This window comes from Streptomyces sp. HUAS TT11, from assembly GCF_051553595.1.
Taxonomy (GTDB): Bacteria; Actinomycetota; Actinomycetes; order Streptomycetales; family Streptomycetaceae; genus Streptomyces.
On record NZ_CP196186.1, the window covers coordinates 90278 to 112642 of the forward strand.

Genomic DNA, 22365 nt, shown 5'->3' on the forward strand with positions numbered 1-22365 from the left:
TCGGGTCGCCTGTTCCGGCCGGTCTGTGGGCCATTCGGGCCATCGATGGCCTGCGTCCGATGGATGCGGTGGCCGGATCCGATGCGGCGGCCGCCCGGCTGGGACACCTTCCTTGCGGTAGCGGGGTGGCACTGCCCGAAGAGAAGCCCGGTGCCGTAGCAACGCCCACACCCCTCTGTCTGGGAGGGCGCGTGGCTGCAACGAAAGGCCTGTGATGCCTGAGCGACCGATCGTCGTGTTCGACGTCAACGAGACCCTGCTCGACCTGGACGCGATCCGCCCCACCTTCGAGCGGATCTTCGACGACCCCGCTGCCATGCGCCTGTGGTTCGCCCACCTGATCACCTACTCCGAGGCGCTCACACTCAGCGGTATCTACGTCCCGTTCACCGACATCGGCGGCGCCGTACTGCGGATGCTCGCCGCCACCCGCGACCTCACGATCAGCGACGCCGACACCGACGAACTCACCGACCGGTTCGCCGCCATGCCGCCCCACCCCGAGGTCCCCGCCGCCCTGCGCCGCCTTCACGACCACGGCTTCCGACTGTTCACGCTCACCAACAACCCGCCGGAGACGTCCGGGCGGCAGTTGGAGCGGGCCGGCCTGAGCGATCTGTTCGAGCGCCGTTTCAGTGTCGAGGACGTGCGACGCCACAAACCGGCGCCGGAGGTCTACCACTCGGTGGCCGGCGTACTCGGGGTCGATCCCGGCGCCATCTGCCTGGTGGCGTGCCACGTGTGGGACACGATCGGTGCCGCCGGGGCCGGCTGGCAGACGGCGCTCGTCCTCCGCGAGGGCAACGCGCCGCTCGACGTCGGACCGCAACCCGACTACATCGGGCAGGACCTCGACGCGATCGCCGACCAGCTCACCGAGCGGTTCTGAGTGGCGTCGAGGCCGCTCGGGCGGGGGTCTTGCGACGAGGGCGGGCGGATCAGGCGCGGGTCAGCTGCTGGATGGCTGTGAGCGTGCGGTGTGCTGCGTCCTCGGTCGCCATGTGGCGGGCCGCTTTCGCGGCGGCCCGTGTGTAGGTCTGCTGCTTCACCACCCGCTCGAGGGCGTCGGCGAGGCGTTCGGCCGTCAGCAGACGGAAGGGGATCGGGTCGGTCGCGGCGCCGAGTGCGGCAAGCCGCCCGGCCCAGAACGGCTGATCCGCACTCACCGGTACGGGGACCGCGGGCACGGCGGCGCGCAGTGCGGCGGCCGAGGTGCCGGCGCCGGCGTGGTGGGCGATGGCGGCCAGCCGGGGGAACAGCAGCGCGTGGGGTATGTCCCCGATGGTGAGGACGTCGTCGCCGTCGGCCGCGAGGTGGGCGCTGCCGGCTTGGAGGATGCCGCGCAGCCCGGCGCGGCGCAGGGCTTGCACGGCGAGGCGGCTGAGCCGTTCCCCGTCGCCGGCCGCCATGCTGCCGAAGCCGATGAGGACGGGTCGGGGCCCGGTGTGAAGGAAGTCCTCCAGTTCCGTGGGCAGTTGTTGGGCCGGATCGTGGTGGGGCCACCAGTTGCCCACTACCTCCAGGCCTGGGCGCCAGTCGCGGGGGCGGGGCACCAGCGCGGTGCTGAAGCCGTGCAGGATCGGCCAGTTCGCCTGGTCCATGCGCCGGCGCATCCGGGACGGGGACAGGGGCGGCAGTTGGAGGCGGCGGCGCAGCGTGGTGACCGCTTGGGCGTAGACGTGGTCGGCCATGCGGGAGGCGAGGTGTGCGGCGATGCGGTTGGCGGGGCGGCCCAGTGAGCGGGTGCCGGTGACGGTGGGCGGGAAGTCGCCGGTCGGGGTGGTGGGTTGGAGGTAGACGCCCAGGGTCGGTGTGCCGGTGGCTTCGGCGAGGTGCCAGCCGAGCGGGGCGGTGGTCGTCGACAGCAGGAGCAGGTCCGTGCCGTCGGTCAGTGCGTCGGCGAAGCCTTGACCGAGTTCGGTGACGAACCCGGCGGCGGCCTGTATCAGTTCCCGTTTGCCGCTGGCGCCGCCGTGCGCCTGTGGGTCGGCGGGAAGCGGGTGCCAGGCCAGGCCGGCGTCGCGTGCGAGACAGGCGAAGCTGTCTCCGGCGGCCAGGGCGACGTCGTGGCCGGCCCGGCGCAGTGCGGCGCCCAGGCCCGTGTAGGGGGCGACGTCGCCGCGTGATCCGGCCGCGGCGATCAGGATCCTCATCCGTCCTCCTCGGTGCCGCCGGGTCCGCCCGTGCGGCGGGCGGCGTTGGCGTGGACCGCCTGGCACAGGTAGGCGGCCAGGCCCGGGCGCTGCTGCGAGGGCGGCACGACCAGGGCGAAGGCGCGCGGGTCGGCGGTGTAGTCGTCCGCGATGCGCCGGTGCATGTCGGGCGGGCAGGGGGTGAACCAGCGTGAGATGTGCCGGCGGTGCTCCTCGGCGAGGTCCATGGCCCGCTCGCCGTCGCCGGGCTCCTGCTCGTCGAAGGCTGCGAGCAGCTCCGCGCGCCAGGCGGCGGCCTCGGTCATGAGGTGCCGCCAGTCCTCTTTGGTGTGGGCGGCGGCGCGCGCCATCGCCTCGCGCTGCCCGTTCGAGTGAGCCCACTTCAGCTCCGCCTCGGTGGCGTAGCTCAGGTCGAAGGCGACCTCACCGAAGGCCTCGAAGCGTTCCTGGGGCGTCAGTACTACCCCGGTCTGCTGGACCTCTATCGCCCGTTGCGCCACCTCGGCCAGCCGCTGCAGCCGGGCGATCTCCTCGTTCAGCTGCCGCTGCCGGGCCTGCAGCTGCTGCAGAGCGTTCGTCTGCGGATCCTTGAAGATGTCGGCGATCTGATCGAGGGAGAAACCGAGTTCGCGGTAGAAGAGGATCTGCTGGAGACGGACCAGGTCCGCTTCACTGTAGAGCCGGTAGCCGGCGTGGCTGCGGCCGCTGGGCGAGAGCAGCCCCGCCTTGTCGTAGTGGTGCAGCGTGCGTACCGTCACCCCGGCGAACGCCGAGACCTGCCCCACGGAGTAGCTCATCCGCCTCCCCCTTTCGTTCGTGTACAGCCTCGAGCCTGACGTAAGGGGAGGGTCAACTCGCGGGTGCCAGGAACCCGGTGAGCCCACACGGCTGCAGCACCACCAGGGCCCGTCTTCGAAGATCGCCGGATGCTGGATCCTCCCGTGGCTTCCGGGCCCGCCTGCGTCAACGCGGTATCGCGCGCACCGTCTCGGAGGAGGCGGACCGGCAGCGGCACCGGCGCTGCCGTGGCCGGCGCGGCGGGCGGCCCCGGCTGCTTCCCCTTCTCGTGTTTGACATCACCGGAAGCCATCCACCATGCTTCCATTAATTCATTAGTACAAGCATGGTGGAACCGAGGAAGGGCGACGTGATCGACTACCGGATCGACCGTGGCAGCGGTGTTCCGGCCTACGTGCAGATCGTGGAGCAGACCGAACGGGCGCTCCGGATGGGCACCTTGCAGGTCGGGGACAAGCTGCCCACGGCCAAGGAGGTAGTGGCGAGGACCGCCATCAACCCCAACACCGTGCTGCGGGCCTACCGCGACATGGAGCAGGCCGGACTGGTCGAACTGCGCCGTGGCCTCGGGACCTTCGTGACGAGGTCGCTCGCCCGGCCCGGCGTGGAGAACGACTCCCCGCTGCGCGGGGAGATCACCGACTGGGTCGCGCGCGCACGGACCGCGGGGCTGGAGCGGGCCGATGTCCTCGCCCTGGTCACAGCCGCCCTGGACGCCTACGACAACGAGCACGACAGCAAAACCCCGGGCGACCGGGAGCGAACGAAGGAGGACGCATGACCGGGCCTGACGCGTCGGCCGCGCTGTGCGCCAGGGGACTGGGATTCCAATACCGGCGGCGGGGCGGCCGGGCCCTGCAGGACTGCGAGTTCACGGTGCCCGACGGTCGTATCACGGCGCTCGTCGGACGCAACGGTGCCGGCAAGAGCACCCTGCTGCACCTGGCCGGCGGCCTGCTGCGACCCGGATCCGGGCAGCTGCGTGTGCTGGGTGCCGTGCCCGGCACGTCCGAGGCCCGCGCCCGCGTTGCTCTGCTCACCCAGGACAAGCCGCTCTACCCGCGTTTCACCGTGGCGGACACCCTGGTGATGGGCGAGAAGCTGAACTCCTCGTGGGACCGGGCCACCGCCGAGCGGATCGTCCGCGAGGGCGACATCCCGTTCCACGCCCGCATCAGCGAGCTGTCCCCCGGGCGACGCACCCGCGTCGCGCTCGCCCTGGCACTGGGCAAGCGGCCCGAACTCCTGCTTCTCGACGAGCCGTTGGCCGACCTCGACCCCGTGGCACGCGGCGAGATCATGGCGGAGCTGATGGCCGAGGCCGCGGAGCACGGCATGAACATCGTGCTGTCCTCGCACGTCCTGCCCGAACTCGAGGACATCTGCGACTGGGTGCTGGTCCTGCAGGACGGCCGCATCACGCTGAGCAAGGACGTCGAGGACTTGCGCCAAAGCCATGCCGTACTGATCGGAGCCGCCGACCAGAGGGACACACTGGCCGGACAGCACACCGTCGTGCAAAGCCGTACCGGCGGCAGACAGCTGACGGCCCTGATACGGCAGCACGGACCGCTGCGCGGCGACTGGCACGTCGAACGGCCCAGGCTGGAGGACGTCCTGATCGGCTACCTCCAGGCAGGTGAGCCGGGGCGCCCCGCGCCCACCGAGCGGACGGAGGCGGCGGCATGAAGGGCTCCTTCTGGCTCGCATGGCGCCAGCAGCGCGTGGCGGCCGGTATCGGCGCGGCCGCCCTGCTCGCCACCGCGGCGATCGCGGCGTACTACCGCTCAGGCATGCTGGACGCCCTGCACAGCGGGCTGTTCGACCACTGCGCCACCGGGCCGCTGTACTGCACGCGGTCCGACACCGGCCTGCCGCTGCTCCTGGACGTCGAGCCGCTGAAGTACCTCGGGGCGCTGAACATCGCCCTGCCCGTCGTCATCGGCGTCTTCTGGGGCGCCCCGCTGCTGGGCCGGGACCGGGAACTGGGCACACACCGCATGGTCCTCGCTCAGGGTATGAGCCCCGGTCAGTGGTTCGTCTCCCGCTTTGCCCTGGCCGCAGCGATCACCACCGCCCTCTCGGGCCTGGCCGCGGGTGTGTTCGCCTGGTGGTGGCGGCCGGCCGCCGACCGGAGCTACGGCCTGTTCTGGTACGACAACACGGCTCTGAGCGGCTCCGGTCCCCGCGTCGTGGCGGCCGCCCTGTTCGGCCTGGCAACCGGCACCCTGCTGGGCCTGCTGGCCCGCCGGGTCCTGGCAGCGATGGGCCTGACCCTTCTGGCGACGGGCGTGCTGACGCTCCTACTGGAGTGGACGCACCGGGCCCGACTGCTTATCCCACCGCACACCTACGTCAGCGCCGGCAGCATCCCCAAACCGCCGATGGGCGAGAAGTGGTCGACCGGCAACTACGGCCTGATCACCGCTGCCGGCCGCCACGACGACGTGTTGAACTGCCCCTACCCCTCGGGCACCCAGCTCAAGGAGTGCATGTCGGCGCACGGCTACGTGGCCCGCTTCTACGAGGCCAACCCCGCCGGCGACTACTGGACCTTCCAGTGGATCGACACCGCCGTCCTCGGCGGCCTCGCCGCTCTCCTCACCCTCCTCACCGTGCTGCTCCTGCGCCGCCGCGTCTGACTGCCCGCAACCGCACCGGACCCCATCACCTTCACCCTCCCCCCTCTTCATCCCCTTTCACCCCTTTTCATCCCTCACCGGGACCCCCCTTTCGCACGGAGGTCGATCCGTCATGCCCGCTGACACCAAGACACCCAAAAAGCTGCGCAACAACCGCGCCGCCCTCACCCACAAGACCGGTTACGCCCTGCGTCACCCCGGCCGCGTCATCCCCTACCTGCGCCGGGCCGGCCGGGACGCGTGGCTGCGCCTGAAGCATCCCGACCACGTCGGCTACTACCGGGCCGTGATGGCCTCGGACACCCGCCGCAACCCGGAAGCCGCGGTCGGCAGCCACACCCACGACCGCTGGCTGGCGCTCGGGCAGATGCAGTTCGACTACCTCATCGACCACGGGCTGCGCCCCGACCACCGCATGCTCGACATCGGCTGCGGCAACCTGCGCGGCGGCTGGCGCTTCATCGACTACCTCGACACAGGCAACTACTACGGCATCGACATCTCGCCCGACATCCTGATGGCAGCCAAGAAGACCCTGAGCGAGCGCCGACTCCAGGACAAACTGCCCCATCTGACCATCACCGGCGACCTCACCCTGGACTTCCTGCCCGACGACCACTTCGATGTCATCCACGCGCACAGCGTCTTCTCCCACTCCCCGCTTCAGGTCATCGACCAGTGCCTGGCGCACGTCGGGCGTGTGCTGAGCGAGACCGGGTTCTTCGACTTCACCTTCGACCGCACCGAGGGCACCGAACACCAGGTACTGCGCGAGGACTTCTACTACCGCACCGACACCCTCCTGGCCCTGGCGCGGCACCACGGTCTGCACGCGCAGTTCATGCAGGACTGGGAGGAGCGCCCGCACGGCCAGTCGAAGATACGGGTCAGCCGCTCGCCCCTGCCCACCGCCTGAACCGGCCCTGGTTGCGACATGCCGTCCGACAGACCGTTTCCCGCCCGGAGCGGGCCGGCGCGCCTGGCCGCAATAGACGGACTCCGCATGATGGCAGCGGTCATGGTGGCCGCGTACCACTTCCTCGGGACACCCACCCCGCACTTCTGGGGAAGGACCGCGCTCCGCGACTTCGCGCCGCTCCTGCATGAGATCAGCCGCTACGGCTGGCTCGGCGTCGAGTTCTTCTTCGCCATCAGCGGCTTCGTCATCTGCATGAGCTGCTGGGGGCGCACCCCTGCTCAGTTCACCGTCTCCCGCATCGCACGGCTTTTCCCGGCCTACTGGTGCGCCGTACTCCTCGTCGTCGCGCTCGTCCTGGTCTCACGGATGGGCCACTGGCCCGCCGCCACCCGCATCGACCCTCGTACCGTCCTGGGAAACCTCACGATGGCTCCGGGACCGCTGGGGCTCGACCTGGTCGACAAAGTCAGCTGGACGCTCTGGGTGGAGGCCCGTTTCTACCTCCTGATGGCCGTGCTGCTCGTCTTCGGGCTGTCGTATCGACGGGTGGCGGTCTTCTGCGGGGCCTGGCTCCTGGCCGGTGTCATCGCCCTCGAACTCCGGTCGCCGCTGCTCGACGAATTCATACAGCCTCGATACGCCGGCCTCTTCGTCACCGGAATCATCCTCTACCTCATGCACAGGTTCGGGCAGAGCCTCCTGCTGTGGCTGCTGCTGTGTTTCGCCTGGTGCTACGAACTCACCGTGCTCGAATTCCGGGTGGCCGACCATGCCGCCGTGCCCCCGGGCGAGAGCCGGCCCTCCTGGATCGTGTGCGCGGTCGTGCTCACCCTCTGTCTCGGGCTGCTGGCGCTGGCCGGTGCGGGAGGACCACTGGCGAGGCTGCAACGGCGTTGGCTCGTCACCGCCGGGGGGCTCACCTACCCCTTCTACCTCGTCCACCAAAGCATCGGAATTCCGCTGGCCAAAGGCTTGGTCCGGGTATTTCCGAGGCTGGGGCCGTTGCCTTCGATCGCGGTTTCCGTCAGCTGCATGCTGGGACTGTCTCTGCTGATGCACCTCACGGTGGAACGCCGGCTCGGACCCCTTCTGCGGCAACGACTGACCCGCGACCTACGGTCTCAAGGCCTCTCCGCGAAGCCCCTTTAAAGCCTTCTCCCACTCCCTCGCGGTCATCCCACGGCTCCGCCCGAAGAAGGATCTCGCATGCCCTTCAACACGCTCACAAGACGGCCCCGAATACTTTTCGCCGCCGCCACGGCGGTGGCCACCGCCCTGGCCGTCGTGCTGAGTCTGGCCCTGACGGTCACGACCTACGATCACACCTCGCCACGCGCAGCCCGAGCAAAGGCACCGGGATCGGTGGCCGGAGACGTCGACTGCCGCAAGGCGAAGTGCGTGGCCCTCAGCTTCGACGGCGGCCCCAGCCCGACGACCCCCAGGCTGCTGGACATCCTCAGACACGACGGTCTGCACGCCACGTTCTTCGTGCAGGGCAAGGGCCACATCGCGAGGTACCCCACAATCCTGCGCCGCATCTCGGACGAGGGGCACGAGATCGGCAATCACACGTGGAACCACAGAAGGCTGACGGACCTCGGCGAGACCGACGCCCGGCAGGAGCTGACCCGGACGCAGGACGCCATCGAGCACATCACCGGCACCAGGCCCCTCCTCATGCGTCCCCCGGAGGGCCGAACCAACCGCAAGGTGGCCGGGATCTGCCGGGACCTGGGGCTCGCGCAGGTGCTGTGGAGCGTCACGGCCAAGGACTACGAGACGACCGACTCGGCCCTGATCACCAAGAGGGTGCTCGACCAGACGCACCGCGACGGCATCATCCTGCTGCACGACCTGCACCAGGGGACTGTGCCCGCGGTACCGGGGATCATCAAGGCGCTCCAGCAGCGCGGCTACACCATCGTCACCGTCTCGCAGCTGCTCGCCCCTGCCAGGCCCCGGCCCGGCATGGTCTACCGGCCATGAAGGAGCGCCGCGCGCGTCCTTGGGTGCGGTGGGTGCGGGCGACCTTCGAGTTCGGAAACCAGCGGGTTCGAGGAATCTGAAGGGTGCTCGCGCCGGAACTTGCTGGAGGGGGGAGGTTCTGGCCGGGGGTGCTACGCGGGTTCGACGTCAGCGCGTGCGACAAGATGGGGCCTCCGAGCGGTGGAGGGGCGTTGGGATGGGTTATGAACTGCAGGCAGTCATCGCCAAAGGCGAGGTGCTCCGTGTCGCATCACGGGACTTGCCTGCCGCTCGAGTGGCCTCTCTCGGCCAGGGCCTGTCGCTGATACCGATGACGGACCAGCTCTTCGACGCTGCAACCGACGGCACCGAGGGCCCTCTGAGCTTCTGGCGGCTTCCGGGAGGGTTCGACAAGCGGCTTGCGGACTGGTCAGCCGCCGGGGCGGTGGCCTACGTGGAAGCCGAGTACTTCGGCGGTGTCGGCGAGCAACATGCTGCTGTCTGGGCTGATGGAGCCGTCGTACTGGGACCACTCCATGTACCGGAGGGACAGCCCTTCGGATCTGCTGGCAGCCCGATCTCGCAGGCCCTCCGGGGGCTGGGTGTGGTGGCAGATGCGGCCACGGACGAGTTCGGAACCGTGGGACTGGATCGCCATCGGCACAGCGAGGACTGGATTGCTTAAGCGGCGACTTCCGGATTCCTGCAGCGAAGGGCAGGATGCTGGATCCGCTCGCGGAATCTGCCCATAGCTGTGAAAACTCACCGCCGTCGCCTAACCGTGCCAAGCAGCCTGCGCACTTGCGCCAACGCGTTCGTTACGGGTCCTGCCGAACCCGCTTGAACTCCATTTGGGAACGGCTGGCACAGGTGCGGGCTCGCGGGTCACGAGGAGAGGTGGAGGTGTTGTCCGATCCTGTGGGTCAACCCGTACGCCGCCGGGTGGGCAATCTCCAGTTCCTGTGCGGGGTCCGACCCGGGCCCAGCCGGCCCCCGGGTTCGCGTCCGGCTGGAGGGTCCGGGCGGGGCGGGCGCTCGTAGAACTCCGTGCGGCACGGGCCCCGTGCGTGAGGCGATCGGCCGGAGCACGGCTCGTCGGGTCAGGGCTTCTTGGTGGCCCGGTGCACGAAAGCGGGAGGAAGGTTCGGCCACACCGTCCTCGAGCGTTCCAGCCGGTGGAAGCGGTCGGCGAGTTCGGCGGTGAAGTGACGGGCGGGCGGAGTCCAGGCCGCGTGCAGGTAGGCGAAGGTGGTGAACCGGCCGCCGGGCGCGAGGACTTCGGTCACGGCGTCCAGGATGTGCACGCGCCGCTCGCGCGGCATGACCGTCCACGGCAGCCCGGAGACCACCGCGTCGACCGGTTCGCCCACCGTCGCGGCCAGCTCGGCGGCGGACCCCTGTACCACGGTGAGCCGTGTGTCGCGCCGGGTGGCCGACAGCCGGGCCGCGAGCACCGGGTTGAGCTCGACCGCGACGATTCGCGCGTCGGGCGCGAGCCGGGCCAGGATCGTGTCGGTGAACACCCCGGTTCCCGGTCCGAGTTCGACAACGAGCCGGGCCCGCTCCAGAGCGAGGTCCTCGGTCATCGCGAGGGCCAGCCGTTGTGAACTGGCGGCTACGGCACCGGTCATGCGGGGACGTCTGAGGAACTCGGTGGTGATCGACATGGCGGCCATGCTGGAAGTGCCCCGAGTGGCCGCACGTCGTATCCCCGGCCCGTGTCCGTACGACCGCGGGAGGACCCCGCGACGCCCCGTAGGACGATGCGGGTGAGCGGGCCCCGGCCGTAGCGTGAGGCGGTGCATCGGCTGATCGAGACCCTGCCCCGCTTGCGACGCAGCCACCCGTGGCTGACGGACATCCTGCTGGTCGTGCTGGTGGCCGTGCCCCCGGTGATCCGCCCGCAGCCGGGCTGGCGGCCCGTCTGGGTACAGGCGGGGGTGTATGCCGCCCTGGTGCTGCCTCTGCTGGGGCGCCGCCGTCGGCCGGTGCTCGTCGCGGCCCTGGTGACGGCGGCGTTCTGGGCGCAGTACCTCGGACAGGTGTGGGGACAGGAACCGGGACGCGGCGCCGTCGCCGTGGCCGCGGTCCTGGCCACACTCACGGTGCGTGGACTGCGCCGGGCCGCCGCGGCGACGGTGGTGTGTGCCGCCGGCTGTGTCCTGCTGTGGATTCCCGCGTGGCAGCGGCAATCCACGGGCCCGGACGCCCGCGGTGCCTGGCTCACCTCGCTCGCGGTGGCGCTCCTGCTGGCCGGGGCGTGGGTGTTCGGCGAGTACGTCCGCGCCCGGCGCGCCTATATCGCCGAGTTCGAACGCAGGGCCGAGCTGGCCGAGTCGGAGCGTCTCGCCCTGGCCCGGATCGCCGTCGCCGAGGAGCGGGCGCGCATCGCCCGCGACATCCACGATGTCCTCGCCCACGGTGTGAGCGTGATGGTGCTGAACGCGGAGGGCGGCAGGCTGATGCGGCAGGTCGACCCGGCCGTCGTCGACCGCACCCTCGGTGTCATCAGCGCGACCGGCCGTGAGGCCCTGGGTGAACTGCGCCGGCTGCTGGAGGTGCTGCGTACTCCCGACGCGGACGCCTCGGCCGACAGCTCCGGCTCCGAACCCGGTGGGGCCGTCGAGTCCCTTGCGGCCGATCTGCGGCGGCTGGTCGGACGCCTCAACACGAGCGGCGTGCGCGCCCGGCTGGACTTTCGCGGAGAGCGGGGCGGCCTTCCTGCCGATCTGGCCATGCAGGCGTACCGCATCGTGCAGGAGGCGCTCACCAACGTCGTCAAGCACGCGCCGCCGGACGCCACGATCCAGGTACGGGTCGACACCGGGACCCAGGGGCCCGGGCGGCTGGTCCGCGTCCGGGTGGAGAACTCGGCCGGAGCCGAAGGGCAAGCCGCCGCAGAGCGCCCCGCCCCGCTGTTCTCCTCCGGTCGCGGACTCACCGGCATGCGCGAACGCACCGCCCTGTACGGCGGGAGCGTCGACGCCGGGCCCACGCCCGACGGCGGCTACTGGGTCGCCGCCACGCTGCGCCCCACCGCACCCGAGTCCGTCACGGCAGCCTCATGAGCGGCCGAACCCCGACCCCGGCTCCCACTGCGTCATCGTCCCGGGTGCTGATCTGCGACGACCAGCAGCTGATCCGGATGGGGCTGCGCATGGTCGTCGACAGCCAGCCCGATCTCACCGTGGTGGGCGAGGCCGCCGACGGCGACGCGGCGATCGCCGGCGTGGCCGCCTTGGAGCCGGACCTCGTCCTGATGGACGTACGCATGCCGGGTCTGGACGGGCTCGCCGCGACCGAACACCTCTGCGCGCAGCCCGACGGGCCCCGGATCCTCGTCGTCACCACCTTCGACCTCGACGAGTACGCCTACGCGGCCCTGCGTGCCGGCGCGAGCGGCTTCCTCGTCAAGGACGCCCCCGCCGAGGAGATCCTGGTGACCGTCCGTGCGGTGCTGCGGGGCGAGGTCGTGGTGGCACCCTCGCTCACCCGGCGCCTGGTCGAACGCTTCGTCCTGCAAGCCCCCGCGTCCGCGGCCGCCCAGCACAGCCGCCTGGCCGCGCTCACCGAGCGGGAACGAGAAGTCCTGACCTTGGTCGCCAGGGGACTGGCCAACGGCGAGATCGCCGACCGCCTCTTCGTCGGGGAGACGACCGTCAAGACCCACCTCGGCCGCGTCCTGACCAAACTCGGCCTGAGGGACCGTATCCACGCGGTGATCTTCGCCTACGAGAGCGGGCTGGTACGGGTCGGGGAGTCAACTACTCGGCCGTGAACGACCCCCGCCGTCCGGGCGGTTGCGTGTTCCCGACCGAGCGGCAGTCGCCGGCATCCTGTACGTGCTGCTGCGGACCGGTGTCATCCGGCGTGACATCCCGCGGAGACTGCGGGCTGCTCCGCCTGATCAATTCGCCGCAAGGACCGTACAGAGAGCATATGAGGCCGCGGGCGCTGTCATGTGCGTCGGATGATCAGCACGGCCACGTCGTCGAGGTGGTTTTCCGCGACCGCGTCGTCGAGGATGAGGTCGGCGGTCTCCTCGGCATTCAGCCCGTCATGGACGGCTTGGGCGGCCAGCTTTCCGGCTCGCTCCAGTCCGGCCTCCAGTGTCAGGGTTGGTCCTTCGACCACGCCGTCGGTGACCATGACCAGCGCGGCGTCCTTGTCCAGTGTGAAGGTTTCTTCCGGGTAGTCGGCGTCGGGCAGGACTCCCAGCACCGGGCCGCCCGGCAGCTCACGGATGCTGTGGCTGCCGTCGTCGCGTGCGTACAGCAGCGGCACATGGCCGGCGCTGGCACCGGTGACCCGTCCGTCGCCCGGGTCGATATGCAGCATGGTGCAGCTGGCGAATCGTGCCGCGTCCATGGTGACGAGCAACTCGTTGGTGCGCATCAGCACGGTTGCGGGATCCGGTTCGTGGGCGGCGATCGCGCGCATGGAGGCGCGCACTTGTCCCATGGCCGCGGCGGCGTCCACATCGTGCCCTTGCATGTCGCCGATCTCCAGGGCGACGGCGCCGTCGGGCGTGACGAAGGCGTCGTACCAGTCTCCGCCGATGTCGAGCCCGTCTCGGCTCGGGCGGTAGCGGGCGGCGACCTCCAGTCCTGGGAGGTGCTCGGGCAGCGTGGGGAGCATGGTCTGCTGAAGTGCCGTGGCCAGCTCGACTCGTGCCTCTTGCAACCGGACGCGCTTGAGTGCCTGGCCTGCAAGGTCGGCAAGAGTACCCATGAGGGCCCGCTCGTCCGGGGACGAGTGGTGTGTGCTGTCGTAGGTCACCAGCCAGGCCCCGAGCGGCTGCTCACCGGCCGGGCTGAGGGGGGTGATCGAGATGGCGTAGCCGGTGTCGAGCTGGTCGAAGTACGGCACCATGGCCCCGTGCGGCCAGCAGCGGATGTAGTCCTCCTGGTCGGGAATGAACTGCGGCTTGCCCGTGCGGATCACGTACGGCAGCGGGCTGGGAGCGTCCAGTGGCAGGCCGTGCACGGCGGCCACCGGTAGGGGGATCCCGGCATCGGAGGAGACGCGCAGGCGGTCTTTCGTGACGAGCGCCAGCGCGGCGCCGCTACCACCGAAAGTCGCGGCGAGCCGGGTCAGGACCACCTGCCGCACTTCTTGCTCCGTGACTGCGGTCATCACGGCGGAGGAGAAGGCGGCGATCTCGTCGGCGCGTTGACGCTCAGCACTCAGCGCGACCAGCGCTCTGCGTCGGCGTGCTTCCCACTTGGTGTCGTCACGGATTACTCCGAAGACCCGCTCAGGACCGCCGGACCCGAGAATGATCCGGCGACTCTGGCAGACCAGATGGTGGCAGCCGTCGTGCTCGGTGAGGAACCGCACCTTGATCCAGGGGGACCGGGCGGCCGTTGACGTCACGAGCCGCCGCAGAGGCTCCCGGTCATCGGGGTGGACTCGTCGAACCACCTCGGACAACGGCATGGAGGCCTCCGGGAACAGCGCCGCCAGGGCGGGTGCGCCACCGAGCCATTCCAGCTCACGCTCCTGGGGTGAATACATGCACAGGCCGAGATCGGCAGCCTTGGCCGCCAGACGGAACGGGATCAACAGGCCGCCCCGGTCGTTTCCTGCGTCCAGCGAGTGCACCCATACCCGCTCTCCACCGGCGGGATCGTTCACCGATCGTGCCTCGACAAGACAGACGACAGATGCCGTATCCGGCCCGGGGAACTCCAGCACCCGCATCGCGACCGTGTTCGTCGTGGCGGCGTGGGCCACGAGGCTCTCGACCGAAGTGAGTTGGCTCGCGGGCAACAGATCACCGAAACCACGACCCAGGCACTGCTCCACTGACCTGCCCAGTGCCCTGGCCATCGCGGCATTGAGGCTGAGGACAGCTCCGTCCAGGGCCACGAGAGCCGACGGGGTGGGCCTTCGAAGGAGCTCGTCCAAGGCATCCATCCGCGGCTCCCTGACATATACCAAAACAGCCTTTTCCAATGATATTCGGGATGCCTCCGCGACGGGTGTGTCCGACCGGCTGCGTCACGTGACGACGGCAGGAATCCGCTGGAAACGGTGGGCAGCGGCTCGTGAAGATGAGCACGACCGGCTGTTCAGCTGTATCCCCTGGTCCGGCCTTGAGCGGTCCGGCAAAGCGATGCGTGCCCGCGTCGCTTCATCGGCCCGGGTGACCTGCGATCGTTTCGTGGTAGGTCTTCCCGCTGCTCATCCTGAGCAGCCCGGCGATGCGCCGCTTTGTCAGAGCGGTCGCGATCAGGTCGCCGATGCGAGGCGACAACGCCTCACCGAGCAGCAGCATGTTCGCTGTGCGCGGCAGCACTGCACGTCGCTTCCCCCGCCGGACCGCGGCCACCACGGCTCGCGCCACGTCGTCCGCCGACAGCGGCGTCATGTGCCGGAACGGGGGCGGCATCTCCGCCTCCTTCGCCTCCCGCAGCAGGTCGGTGGCGGTGAGCGCCGGATAGATCACCGACACTCGGATGCCGCTGTCGGCCACCTCCTGGCGGAGACTGTCCGAGAAGGCAGAGACCCCGTGCATCACGATCGCGTACGAGCCGAATCGAGCGAACGCCTTTCGCCCCATCACGGACGACATGTTCACGATCGCCCCTGAACCCTGGCGCCGAAACACCGGAAGCACGCGCTGCGTCACGTTGATCATTCCGAAGAGGCTCGCCTGCATCGTTCGGCGGGCGTCGTCTTCGAACGCCGCCGACTCGACACGGCCCACCCTCCCGATCCCGGCGTTGTTCACCAGCACGTCGATCCGTCCGAATCGGCTCACCGCGGCGTCCACCAGGGCCGTCACAGCCTCGGGGGAGGTCACGTCCATCGGGACCGACAGCACGTCCGACCCCAGAGCGCGCACTTCGCTCTCCACCTCGGCAAGCCGCTCAGCCGAGCGGGCCGCAAGAACCAGCAGCGCCCCCTCCCGGGCGAACACCAACGCAACGGCCCTACCGATTCCCCGCGATGCACCCGTGATCAACACAACCCGGTTCGCGAAGGAGACACTCATGACGACCCCTCTCTCGTTGTATATACAACATGTGGAGCTGGAGCAGGCCCCCGCCCGCCCCTCCTTGAGGGCTATGCGCCTGGCGGATACCCCATGCCGCCCGCAATCTCCTGGACCGCCGCCACGCCCGCTCCCAAAAGCCTGGCAGCCTGTCGCTGGGCCTGCCGCCACTCCGGCATCACGGATTCGATCTTGGCTCGGCCGGCGCCGGTGAGGGCGACTTCGCGCATGCCCTTCGCGTCGGACGCCGAGGCCTCGATCCAGCCCTGATTCAGCAGCAGATGCAGATTCCGGCTGACCGTGGACCTCTCCAACTGGAGCACCTCGCCCAGCCTGGACGGCGGACACGGACCCACCTTGCCCAGGGCGGCCAGCAGGTTGACCTGGGCGATGGTCACCCCGTGATCCTCAAGGGCGCCATCGTAAAGACTGGTGACCGCCCGGCCTATCAGCCGGATACGCACGGCCAGACAGTCCTGCACGATTTCGTCGACGGAGGCACTCACCCCCTCATGTTGTATCTACATCAACCTCAGGTCAAGCGCTCCGCCCGCCGAGCGCCAAGGGGGCCGGAAGCGGTCCTCCCGGTCACCGGAACGCAGTGCGGGTGACGGCGGGGCGCCGGCATGCATGCTCACGGAGCCGGTTCGCATTGCGCGGCGGTTGCCGCGCCCGAGGCGGCGGGCGATGCCGCCGGCTGCTCGGGCGCCGGCGGCCCGCCGACAGGCGGGCGTCCGCCGGGGCGGCGGGCGTCCCTGCGGGCCACGCGGACGACGGCGTCCGCACTGCCCTCGGACACCGCCCGCCCGTCGGGGGAGGAAAGCGGAATTGCCACCGTGCCGGGAAGTCGTACGCGGCGGAGCCTGGGGGAACCGTGGGAATTCTTCATCGTGCTGGACTCCCTTGCTTTCAGGTGGCGGCCTACGAGGCCGCGTCCGGCGGGGCCCATCGCCCGAAGGCCCCGTCGGGGAGGTGGGTGCCGCGCCATCGCCGGGTGATACGCGGAAACGGAACGCACGGGGCCAAAGCGCGTGAAAGCGGGCCCCGGCGTTCGAGGTCGTTCATCGCCCGCTCTGACCCCATCTCAAGCGGAGAATCACCTCCACTTTAGCGGAGGGGTCCTTCCGTTTCAAGTCGGCAGTCGAGCGGCACCGGCGGGTTCACCGGGCTCCACCGGGGCAATCGCCGCCTGCCGCGAGCACGCCACCGTCACCCGACGAGGAAGGCGGGTCGCACATCCGCCCGGGGCGCCCCGGGCCCCGCACGAACGGGGTGTCCGCGTCAGGCCGGCCGGACCAGTGGTGTGCGCTCCGGCCGGCAACGGAGTTTCATGCCGCTGTCGCCGGGGCGCTCACACCCAGTTGCGTCGGGCCGCCGCAACGCCGGCGCCGAAACGGTTCGTCGTCCCGAGCTCCGCGTAGAGGTCCTGGATCCGTCGGCGCAGCGTCCGCGTCGAGATCCCGAACTGGCGGGCAATGGCGTCGTCCTTGACCCCGGCGGCGAAGAGGGCGAGCAGGTTCCGCTCCTCGTCGGTGGGCATCCGGGCGCTGCCGCCCTCGGCGGGTGGACCCGATGGCGGCGCCTCGAAGCCGGGACCGCTCAGTGACGCCGCCGTGGCCCAGTAGCGCTCGAAGAGTTCCGTCAAGGCGTCCAGCAAGGGAGGCGCCTCGGTGTAGAGGCACTCGGTGCTGTCGCCGTCCAGGCTCAGCGAGACCATCGCCGCGAACCGGTCCGCCATCGCCAGCTTGATCGGCAGTGCGGGCACGACTCTGGCCTCTTCGCCGCGCGAGACGAGACTGCCCAACTCCTCCCAGCCGCCTTCGGCGTCGAAGCTGGCCGCCGCGTAGACGACCCGCACCCGTACCCCGCGCCGGACCGCCGCCTCGTCGAGCGGCCCGTTGGGAGCCAGCAGGAACGGCGGCCGGTCCAGAGCGCAGATCTCGTGGCGGGCGCACTGCTTCAAGCGGTAGTAGCAGTCTCCGACCGCCTCCGGCCCGCTGATCGTCCTCGTGGCGGGTTCGACCGCATGGGAGCGCCTGACTTCGTCGAATATCGCGCCCAACGGCTCCGCCGCGTCGCGCACGGCGGCCAGTTGACGCTCGTGCGACTCCACGAGCGCCCGCACGGCGTAGCGGGGATCGACCGTGAGGAACTCGCCCGAGGATCGGCGGCTGACCAGTCCGGAGTGGTGAAGACGCTCCAGCATCGACAGTGCCTGCTCGGGCCGCAGCCCGAACGAGGCGACCACGTCGTCGACGGTCCCGCCTCCGTGGGTCAGCAGCCGGCGGTAGACGGCCTCCGCCTGTGCGTCGAGCCCCACTGCCTCCCACGGTGGGTCGGCTTCCGTCATCGCTCTCCGCCTCTGGCCTGTGCTCGTGTGATCCGGACAGAAAAATACAAGCCGAGGTGACGCGCAGAGCAACAGACCGGGACCTCAGCGCGTCCGGAGCGTGGGCGAGGCCCGCACCACGCGACCGCGTGCGGCCGGCCGGCCGGCCGCAGCGTGCGGACCGCGCGGCGGGGTCTCCCCCAACTGCGCATGATGTATGTGGCATTACAGGGATTTGAGTCATGTCAACCTGGTGACATGGCACTCATGTGCCAAAGCACTGTCTTCACAGTGATGCGAACGGATGGCTGACTACGAACAACTCCGGCACATCTAGTTCGTGAGGTTCCCCTTGCCCATACCTGCCTCCCGCAGACGCGGGTTGACCACCGCCGTCGCCGCCCTGGTGGTGCTGACAGCCACGAGTCCTGCGGCGTCGGCCGATGCCGCGGCGACGCTCCCCTCCCCCGCCACGGCGGCCGCCGGCCCCGCGATCGTCCGCACCGTCACACTGATCACGGGTGACAAGGTCACTGTCACCGCCAACGACCGTGCACAGTCGGTCACGTCGGTGACCGACCCGCGTGGCAGGACCGGTGGCGCGCATGTGATGACGGTCGGCCCGGACACCTATGTGTATCCCGACGCCGCGTTGCCCTACATCGCGTCAGGAGCGCTGGACGAGCAACTGTTCAACGTCTCGGGGCTGCTGAAGGACGGTTACGACGATGCCCGCAGCGACCGGCTGCCGCTGATCGTGACGTACACCGACGCCGCCGCCCGCTCCCGCGCCGCCAAGACGCCGGACGGAGCGCGCAAGACCCTGACCCTCAGCAGCATCCAGGGCGCGGCGATATCCGCCGACCACACCAAGGCGGCCGGTTTCTGGTCGTCCCTGACCGGCACCACACCGGCCCCCGCGGCCGGGAAGGCCCGGGCGGACGGGGCGTCAGCGCCGTCGCAGGGACGGCTGGCCGGCGGCATCGCCAAGGTGTGGCTGGACGGCAAGGTCACCGCCACCCTCGCCGACACCACCGCGCAGATCGGGGCGCCCGCGGTGTGGGCCGGCGGGGACACCGGACAGGGTGTGGACGTCGCCGTCCTGGACACCGGCATCGACGCCGCACACCCGGACTTCGCCGGCCGGATCGCGGCCGCGGAAAGCTTCGTGCCGGGCCAGGACGTCACCGACCGGCACGGTCACGGCACTCACGTCGCCTCCACCGTCGCCGGTACCGGCGCGGCCTCCGGCGGCACCGAGAAGGGCGTCGCCCCCGGCGCCTCGCTGCACATCGGCAAGGTCCTGGACAACAGCGGCAGCGGCCAGGACTCCTGGATCCTGGCCGGCATGGAATGGGCCGCCCGCACCCAGCACGCCAAGGTCGTCAGCATGAGCCTGGGCGGCGGCCCCACCGACGGCACCGACCCCCTCAGCCAAGCCGTCGACCACCTCAGCAAGGAAACCGGCGCCCTCTTCGTCATCGCCGCCGGCAACTCCGGCCCGGAGGCCTACACCGTCAGCGCGCCCGGAGCGGCCGACGCCGCGCTCACCGTGGGCGCGGTACACGGCCCGGGCAAGGGCGTGGACCAGCTGGCGGAGTTCTCCAGCCGCGGCCCGCGGGTGGGCGACAACGCCATCAAGCCGGATCTGACCGCCCCCGGCGTGGACGTGCTCGCGGCCCGCTCCCAGTACGCGCCCGAAGGCGAGGGCGCCTACCAGACCATGAGCGGCACCTCCATGGCGACGCCGCACGTCGCCGGCGCCGCCGCCCTGCTGGCCGCCGCACACCCCGACTGGACCGGGCAGCAACTCAAGAACGCCCTCGTCAGCACCACCTCGAGCACCCAGCGGTTCAGCCCCTTCCAGGCCGGAAGCGGCCGGGTCGACATCGCCGCCGCCGTGAAGTCCACCCTCTTCGCGTCGGGAAGCGCGTTCGCGCAGACCCACTACCCGTACACGCCCGGCCAGACGGTCCGCAAGGACATCACCTACACCAACACCGCCGCCGCACCCGTGACCCTGGATCTCTCCCTGGGCCACGACCAGCTGCCCGAGGGTCTGTTCACCCTCACCGACTCGCGCCTGACCGTGCCCGCACACGGCACCGCGACCGTCGGCGTGATCAGCCACCTCGACGCCGCGGCGGACAATGCCGCCTACTCCAGCCGGCTCACCGCGGCAGGCAGCGACGGCACGGTCCTCGCCCGGACGTCGGTCGGCCTCAACAAGGAGGGCCGGCGGGTCACGCTGTCGGTCACGGCGAAGGACCGGCGCGGCGCCGCCCTGCCCGGCACGCTCGTGCTGAAGGACGTCGAGCGCAACACCCTCCCCAAGGTGTACGCGATCGACGCCTCGGGCCACACGGACCTGCGCCTGCCCCCGAGCACCTACGCGGCCTGGATGTACGCCGACGTCCCCGGCATCGACGGCACACACACGCTGGGCTCCGCCGTGTTCTCGGCGCCGCAGGTCGACCTCGATGCCGATCGCGCCGTCCGCTTCGACGCCGCCGACCTGCGCCAGGCGGCCGCCTTCACCCCGCAGCCGACCGCCAACCAGTTCATGAGGGTGGACCAGTACCGGGCCAACAGCGGCCTGTACCCGTTCATGGACAGCTACATGCCCGAGTACTGGCTGTACGACAGCCTCTGGGTCACGCCGACACCGAAGGTCACCAAGGGCTCGTACCACTTCGCGACCCGCTGGCGGCAGATCGAGCCGCCCCTGACGTTCTCCTCCGGATCCCGGACCTACGAGGACGTCGTCATCCAGAGCTTGTCCCCCAAGCTGCCGGAGGGCACGGGAACCTACCGCGCCGTCTGGGCCGCCGACGGCTCGGCCGCCGACTTCCGCAAGGTGAAGGTGCGCGGCCAGGTGGCCGTCGTACGCCGCAGCGACACCATGTCCGCCCCTGACCAGGCGGCCGCAGCGGCGAAGGCCGGCGCCAGGCAGTTGCTCATCCTGAACGACGGCTACGGCAAGCTGGATCCCTGGGCGCAACTGCCCGACGCCGCACCGCTGCCGGTGGCCTCGCTCGGCACCGACGACAGCGCGCGGCTGCTGGAGCGGATCCGCAAGCCCGGCACGGCGACGCTGCGCGTGGTCTCCCACCCTTACCCGCGCTACCTGTACGACCTGGTCCGCCACAACGAAGGCGCCATTCCTCACGATCCGTCCTACCGTCCCCGCAGCGGCGACCTCGCCCGGATCGACGAGTCCTTCCGGAACACCGAGCAGGGCGAGGCCGTGCAGTACCGCGACGACGTCTCCGTGGCCTCCGGCACCCCCATGCTCAGCAACTCGACGCCCATCCGGGCCCAGGGCACCCTCACGTCATGGGTGACGGCGGGCGCGAGCCTTCGCTGGGCCTCCGCCGCGGCCATGCGGGACCTCGGCCTGCGGGGCGCGGCCCGCGCCTACACGGCGCGCAGCACGACCCGCGAGAGTTGGTTCGCTCCCGTCCAACACCCCCGGCTGCTCAACGACGGCATCATCTGGCAGGCGCCGTACCGGGTCGGCGACATCATCAGCACATCCGTAGTACCGGCCTGGGGCGACTCGGGCGGGCACGCGGGCGTCGTCTGGGCCGACGGAAACACCTCGAAGATCTCGCTGTACCAGGGCGACCAGCTGCTCGGAGAGGACGTCAACGAGGGGATCGTCACCGCCGAGGGCCTCTCCCCGGACCCGCTGCCCTACCGCATCGTGGTCGAGGGCAATCGGAACCTGCCGGGCCGTGCGTACTCGACCCGCACGCGCACCGAGTGGGGCTTCACCTCCGGCACCGCCAACTACACGGTCCTCACGACCCTGCCGCTGGTCCAACTCGACTACGCGGTGCCCACCGACCCGTCCGGCAAGGCGCACCGCCGAACCGGGCTGACGGTCACCCCCGCGCACCTGAACGGGGCGGCGGGCAAGGGAGCGATCCGCACGGTGACACTGGACGTCTCGTACGACGACGGTGCAACGTGGCACCGGACGGCACTGCGGCAATCCGGCGGCAACTGGACGGCACAGCTCGCCGCGCCCTCCCGGGCCCGCTTCGCCAGCCTGCGCACCACAGCGCGGGACACGAAGGGGAACAGCGTGAGCCAGACCCTGATCCGCGCCTTCGGCCTGAAGTAGAGGCAGGGCGCCGACACAAGGGCCCCTGTCCGCGGTACGGACCGCGGACAGGGGCCCGACCCCGTTCCGGGGGCAGGGCGAAACCGGCACCGTGTGCGGCGCATGCCGCGCTGCACCTCGCCGAGGAACCCAGAATCGCCCGGCCCCGTCTGTTTTTTTCGCACGAAGCCCGCGGCGACCTCGAGAACCCATCGAGACGGTGAGGGCCGTTCCTCGACTTCCAGGACGCGGATCACACGCTGGGGCTCGGCCGGAACATGCAACAGGCCATCCAGGACGGTCACATCGACGAAGTGCGCGGCGGTCGGTGGTTCACCTCTGACGAAAAGCCGGCTCGCGCGGCGACCACTACGCAGGTCCCGGCTGCCGATCCGGGAACCGGTGGTCCCATGTCAAGCCGTGTTCATGGTCCTTTGCGCGGAGGTGCCCG

18 protein-coding genes are annotated in these 22365 nt (G+C 70.3%); 11 read left to right on the forward strand and 7 right to left on the reverse strand.

Annotation, left to right across the window (positions count from 1 at the left end; all coding sequences use genetic code 11):
* The first annotated feature begins 214 nt into the window (after positions 1 to 214).
* Positions 215 to 889, forward strand: a complete 675-nt coding sequence (locus ACSHXN_RS46375) for a haloacid dehalogenase type II (protein ID WP_438306973.1) — start codon at positions 215 to 217, stop codon at positions 887 to 889.
* 49 nt (positions 890 to 938) lie between these two features.
* Here ACSHXN_RS46375 and ACSHXN_RS46380 read toward each other — a convergent pair whose 3' ends face one another.
* Positions 939 to 2153 (reverse strand): nucleotide disphospho-sugar-binding domain-containing protein, encoded by a 1215-nt coding sequence (locus ACSHXN_RS46380; RefSeq protein ID WP_438306974.1) that lies wholly within the window; start codon positions 2151 to 2153, stop codon positions 939 to 941.
* The gene (locus ACSHXN_RS46385) at positions 2150 to 2950 is read right to left on the reverse strand and encodes a MerR family transcriptional regulator (protein WP_438306975.1); all 801 of its coding nucleotides are present in this window, start codon (positions 2948 to 2950) and stop codon (positions 2150 to 2152) included. The genes ACSHXN_RS46380 and ACSHXN_RS46385 overlap by 4 nt, the downstream gene beginning before the upstream one ends.
* Before the next feature lie 326 nt (positions 2951 to 3276).
* On the opposite strand from ACSHXN_RS46385, the gene ACSHXN_RS46390 reads away from it, so the two are divergent.
* From ACSHXN_RS46390 to ACSHXN_RS46420, 7 genes are all read left to right on the forward strand, one after another.
* Positions 3277 to 3732 carry a GntR family transcriptional regulator gene (locus ACSHXN_RS46390; RefSeq protein WP_438306976.1) on the forward strand — a complete coding sequence of 152 codons (456 nt, stop codon included), beginning with the start codon at positions 3277 to 3279 and terminating at the stop codon, positions 3730 to 3732.
* Complete coding sequence (locus tag ACSHXN_RS46395; protein ID WP_438306977.1) at positions 3729 to 4640, forward strand: ATP-binding cassette domain-containing protein; 912 nt, start codon at positions 3729 to 3731, stop codon at positions 4638 to 4640. Before ACSHXN_RS46390 ends, ACSHXN_RS46395 begins: the two co-directional genes overlap by 4 nt.
* On the forward strand, positions 4637 to 5593 hold the full coding sequence (locus ACSHXN_RS46400) for a transporter (RefSeq protein ID WP_438306978.1): 957 nt from the start codon (positions 4637 to 4639) through the stop codon (positions 5591 to 5593). The genes ACSHXN_RS46395 and ACSHXN_RS46400 overlap by 4 nt, the downstream gene beginning before the upstream one ends.
* Before the next feature lie 112 nt (positions 5594 to 5705).
* Entirely contained in the window at positions 5706 to 6509 is an 804-nt protein-coding gene (locus tag ACSHXN_RS46405; RefSeq protein WP_438306979.1) for a class I SAM-dependent methyltransferase, read from the forward strand.
* Positions 6510 to 6596: 87 nt separating this feature from the next.
* Positions 6597 to 7661, forward strand: coding sequence for an acyltransferase family protein (locus tag ACSHXN_RS46410; RefSeq protein ID WP_438306980.1), 1065 nt, complete (start codon positions 6597 to 6599; stop codon positions 7659 to 7661).
* Between the two features lie 57 nt (positions 7662 to 7718).
* On the forward strand, positions 7719 to 8498 hold the full coding sequence (locus tag ACSHXN_RS46415) for a polysaccharide deacetylase family protein (RefSeq protein ID WP_438306981.1): 780 nt from the start codon (positions 7719 to 7721) through the stop codon (positions 8496 to 8498).
* Between the two features lie 196 nt (positions 8499 to 8694).
* A complete protein-coding gene (locus tag ACSHXN_RS46420; RefSeq protein ID WP_438306982.1) occupies positions 8695 to 9162 on the forward strand; it encodes a hypothetical protein in 468 nt (155 codons plus the stop codon).
* A gap of 415 nt (positions 9163 to 9577) precedes the next feature.
* Here the strand turns inward: ACSHXN_RS46420 and ACSHXN_RS46425 are convergent, their stop codons facing one another.
* On the reverse strand, positions 9578 to 10144 hold the full coding sequence (locus tag ACSHXN_RS46425) for a class I SAM-dependent methyltransferase (protein WP_438306983.1): 567 nt from the start codon (positions 10142 to 10144) through the stop codon (positions 9578 to 9580).
* Between the two features lie 132 nt (positions 10145 to 10276).
* On the opposite strand from ACSHXN_RS46425, the gene ACSHXN_RS46430 reads away from it, so the two are divergent.
* Positions 10277 to 11545, forward strand: a complete 1269-nt coding sequence (locus tag ACSHXN_RS46430; protein ID WP_438306984.1) for a sensor histidine kinase — start codon at positions 10277 to 10279, stop codon at positions 11543 to 11545.
* Positions 11542 to 12255, forward strand: coding sequence for a response regulator transcription factor (locus tag ACSHXN_RS46435; protein WP_355141966.1), 714 nt, complete (start codon positions 11542 to 11544; stop codon positions 12253 to 12255). The genes ACSHXN_RS46430 and ACSHXN_RS46435 overlap by 4 nt, the downstream gene beginning before the upstream one ends.
* Positions 12256 to 12434: 179 nt before the next feature.
* On the opposite strand, the gene ACSHXN_RS46440 is transcribed toward ACSHXN_RS46435, so the two are convergent.
* The 4 genes from ACSHXN_RS46440 to ACSHXN_RS46455 all read right to left on the reverse strand — a co-directional run bounded on the left by ACSHXN_RS46440 (position 12435) and on the right by ACSHXN_RS46455 (position 17827).
* The gene (locus tag ACSHXN_RS46440; protein WP_438306985.1) at positions 12435 to 14396 is read right to left on the reverse strand and encodes a SpoIIE family protein phosphatase; all 1962 of its coding nucleotides are present in this window, start codon (positions 14394 to 14396) and stop codon (positions 12435 to 12437) included.
* Positions 14397 to 14613: 217 nt separating this feature from the next.
* Positions 14614 to 15477: an SDR family NAD(P)-dependent oxidoreductase gene (locus tag ACSHXN_RS46445; protein ID WP_438306986.1), complete on the reverse strand. Its 864-nt coding sequence runs from the start codon at positions 15475 to 15477 to the stop codon at positions 14614 to 14616.
* 71 nt (positions 15478 to 15548) lie between these two features.
* The gene (locus tag ACSHXN_RS46450; protein ID WP_355141039.1) at positions 15549 to 15983 is read right to left on the reverse strand and encodes a MarR family winged helix-turn-helix transcriptional regulator; all 435 of its coding nucleotides are present in this window, start codon (positions 15981 to 15983) and stop codon (positions 15549 to 15551) included.
* A gap of 845 nt (positions 15984 to 16828) precedes the next feature.
* The gene (locus tag ACSHXN_RS46455) at positions 16829 to 17827 is read right to left on the reverse strand and encodes a LuxR family transcriptional regulator (RefSeq protein ID WP_438306987.1); all 999 of its coding nucleotides are present in this window, start codon (positions 17825 to 17827) and stop codon (positions 16829 to 16831) included.
* A 331-nt stretch (positions 17828 to 18158) separates the two neighbouring features.
* On the opposite strand from ACSHXN_RS46455, the gene ACSHXN_RS46460 reads away from it, so the two are divergent.
* Positions 18159 to 21935: a S8 family serine peptidase gene (locus ACSHXN_RS46460; RefSeq protein ID WP_438306988.1), complete on the forward strand. Its 3777-nt coding sequence runs from the start codon at positions 18159 to 18161 to the stop codon at positions 21933 to 21935.
* Positions 21936 to 22365 lie beyond the last annotated feature (430 nt).

Coding starts and splice junctions, on each gene's coding strand:
- ACSHXN_RS46375 (WP_438306973.1), top strand. CDS start 215: ATGCCTGAGCGACCGATCGTCGTGTTCGACGTCAACGAGACCCTGCTC.
- ACSHXN_RS46380 (WP_438306974.1), bottom strand. CDS start 2,153: ATGAGGATCCTGATCGCCGCGGCCGGATCACGCGGCGACGTCGCCCCC.
- ACSHXN_RS46385 (WP_438306975.1), bottom strand. CDS start 2,950: ATGAGCTACTCCGTGGGGCAGGTCTCGGCGTTCGCCGGGGTGACGGTA.
- ACSHXN_RS46390 (WP_438306976.1), top strand. CDS start 3,277: ATGGTGGAACCGAGGAAGGGCGACGTGATCGACTACCGGATCGACCGT.
- ACSHXN_RS46395 (WP_438306977.1), top strand. CDS start 3,729: ATGACCGGGCCTGACGCGTCGGCCGCGCTGTGCGCCAGGGGACTGGGA.
- ACSHXN_RS46400 (WP_438306978.1), top strand. CDS start 4,637: ATGAAGGGCTCCTTCTGGCTCGCATGGCGCCAGCAGCGCGTGGCGGCC.
- ACSHXN_RS46405 (WP_438306979.1), top strand. CDS start 5,706: ATGCCCGCTGACACCAAGACACCCAAAAAGCTGCGCAACAACCGCGCC.
- ACSHXN_RS46410 (WP_438306980.1), top strand. CDS start 6,597: ATGATGGCAGCGGTCATGGTGGCCGCGTACCACTTCCTCGGGACACCC.
- ACSHXN_RS46415 (WP_438306981.1), top strand. CDS start 7,719: ATGCCCTTCAACACGCTCACAAGACGGCCCCGAATACTTTTCGCCGCC.
- ACSHXN_RS46420 (WP_438306982.1), top strand. CDS start 8,695: ATGGGTTATGAACTGCAGGCAGTCATCGCCAAAGGCGAGGTGCTCCGT.
- ACSHXN_RS46425 (WP_438306983.1), bottom strand. CDS start 10,144: ATGTCGATCACCACCGAGTTCCTCAGACGTCCCCGCATGACCGGTGCC.
- ACSHXN_RS46435 (WP_355141966.1), top strand. CDS start 11,542: ATGAGCGGCCGAACCCCGACCCCGGCTCCCACTGCGTCATCGTCCCGG.
- ACSHXN_RS46440 (WP_438306985.1), bottom strand. CDS start 14,396: ATGGATGCCTTGGACGAGCTCCTTCGAAGGCCCACCCCGTCGGCTCTC.
- ACSHXN_RS46445 (WP_438306986.1), bottom strand. CDS start 15,477: ATGAGTGTCTCCTTCGCGAACCGGGTTGTGTTGATCACGGGTGCATCG.
- ACSHXN_RS46455 (WP_438306987.1), bottom strand. CDS start 17,827: ATGACGGAAGCCGACCCACCGTGGGAGGCAGTGGGGCTCGACGCACAG.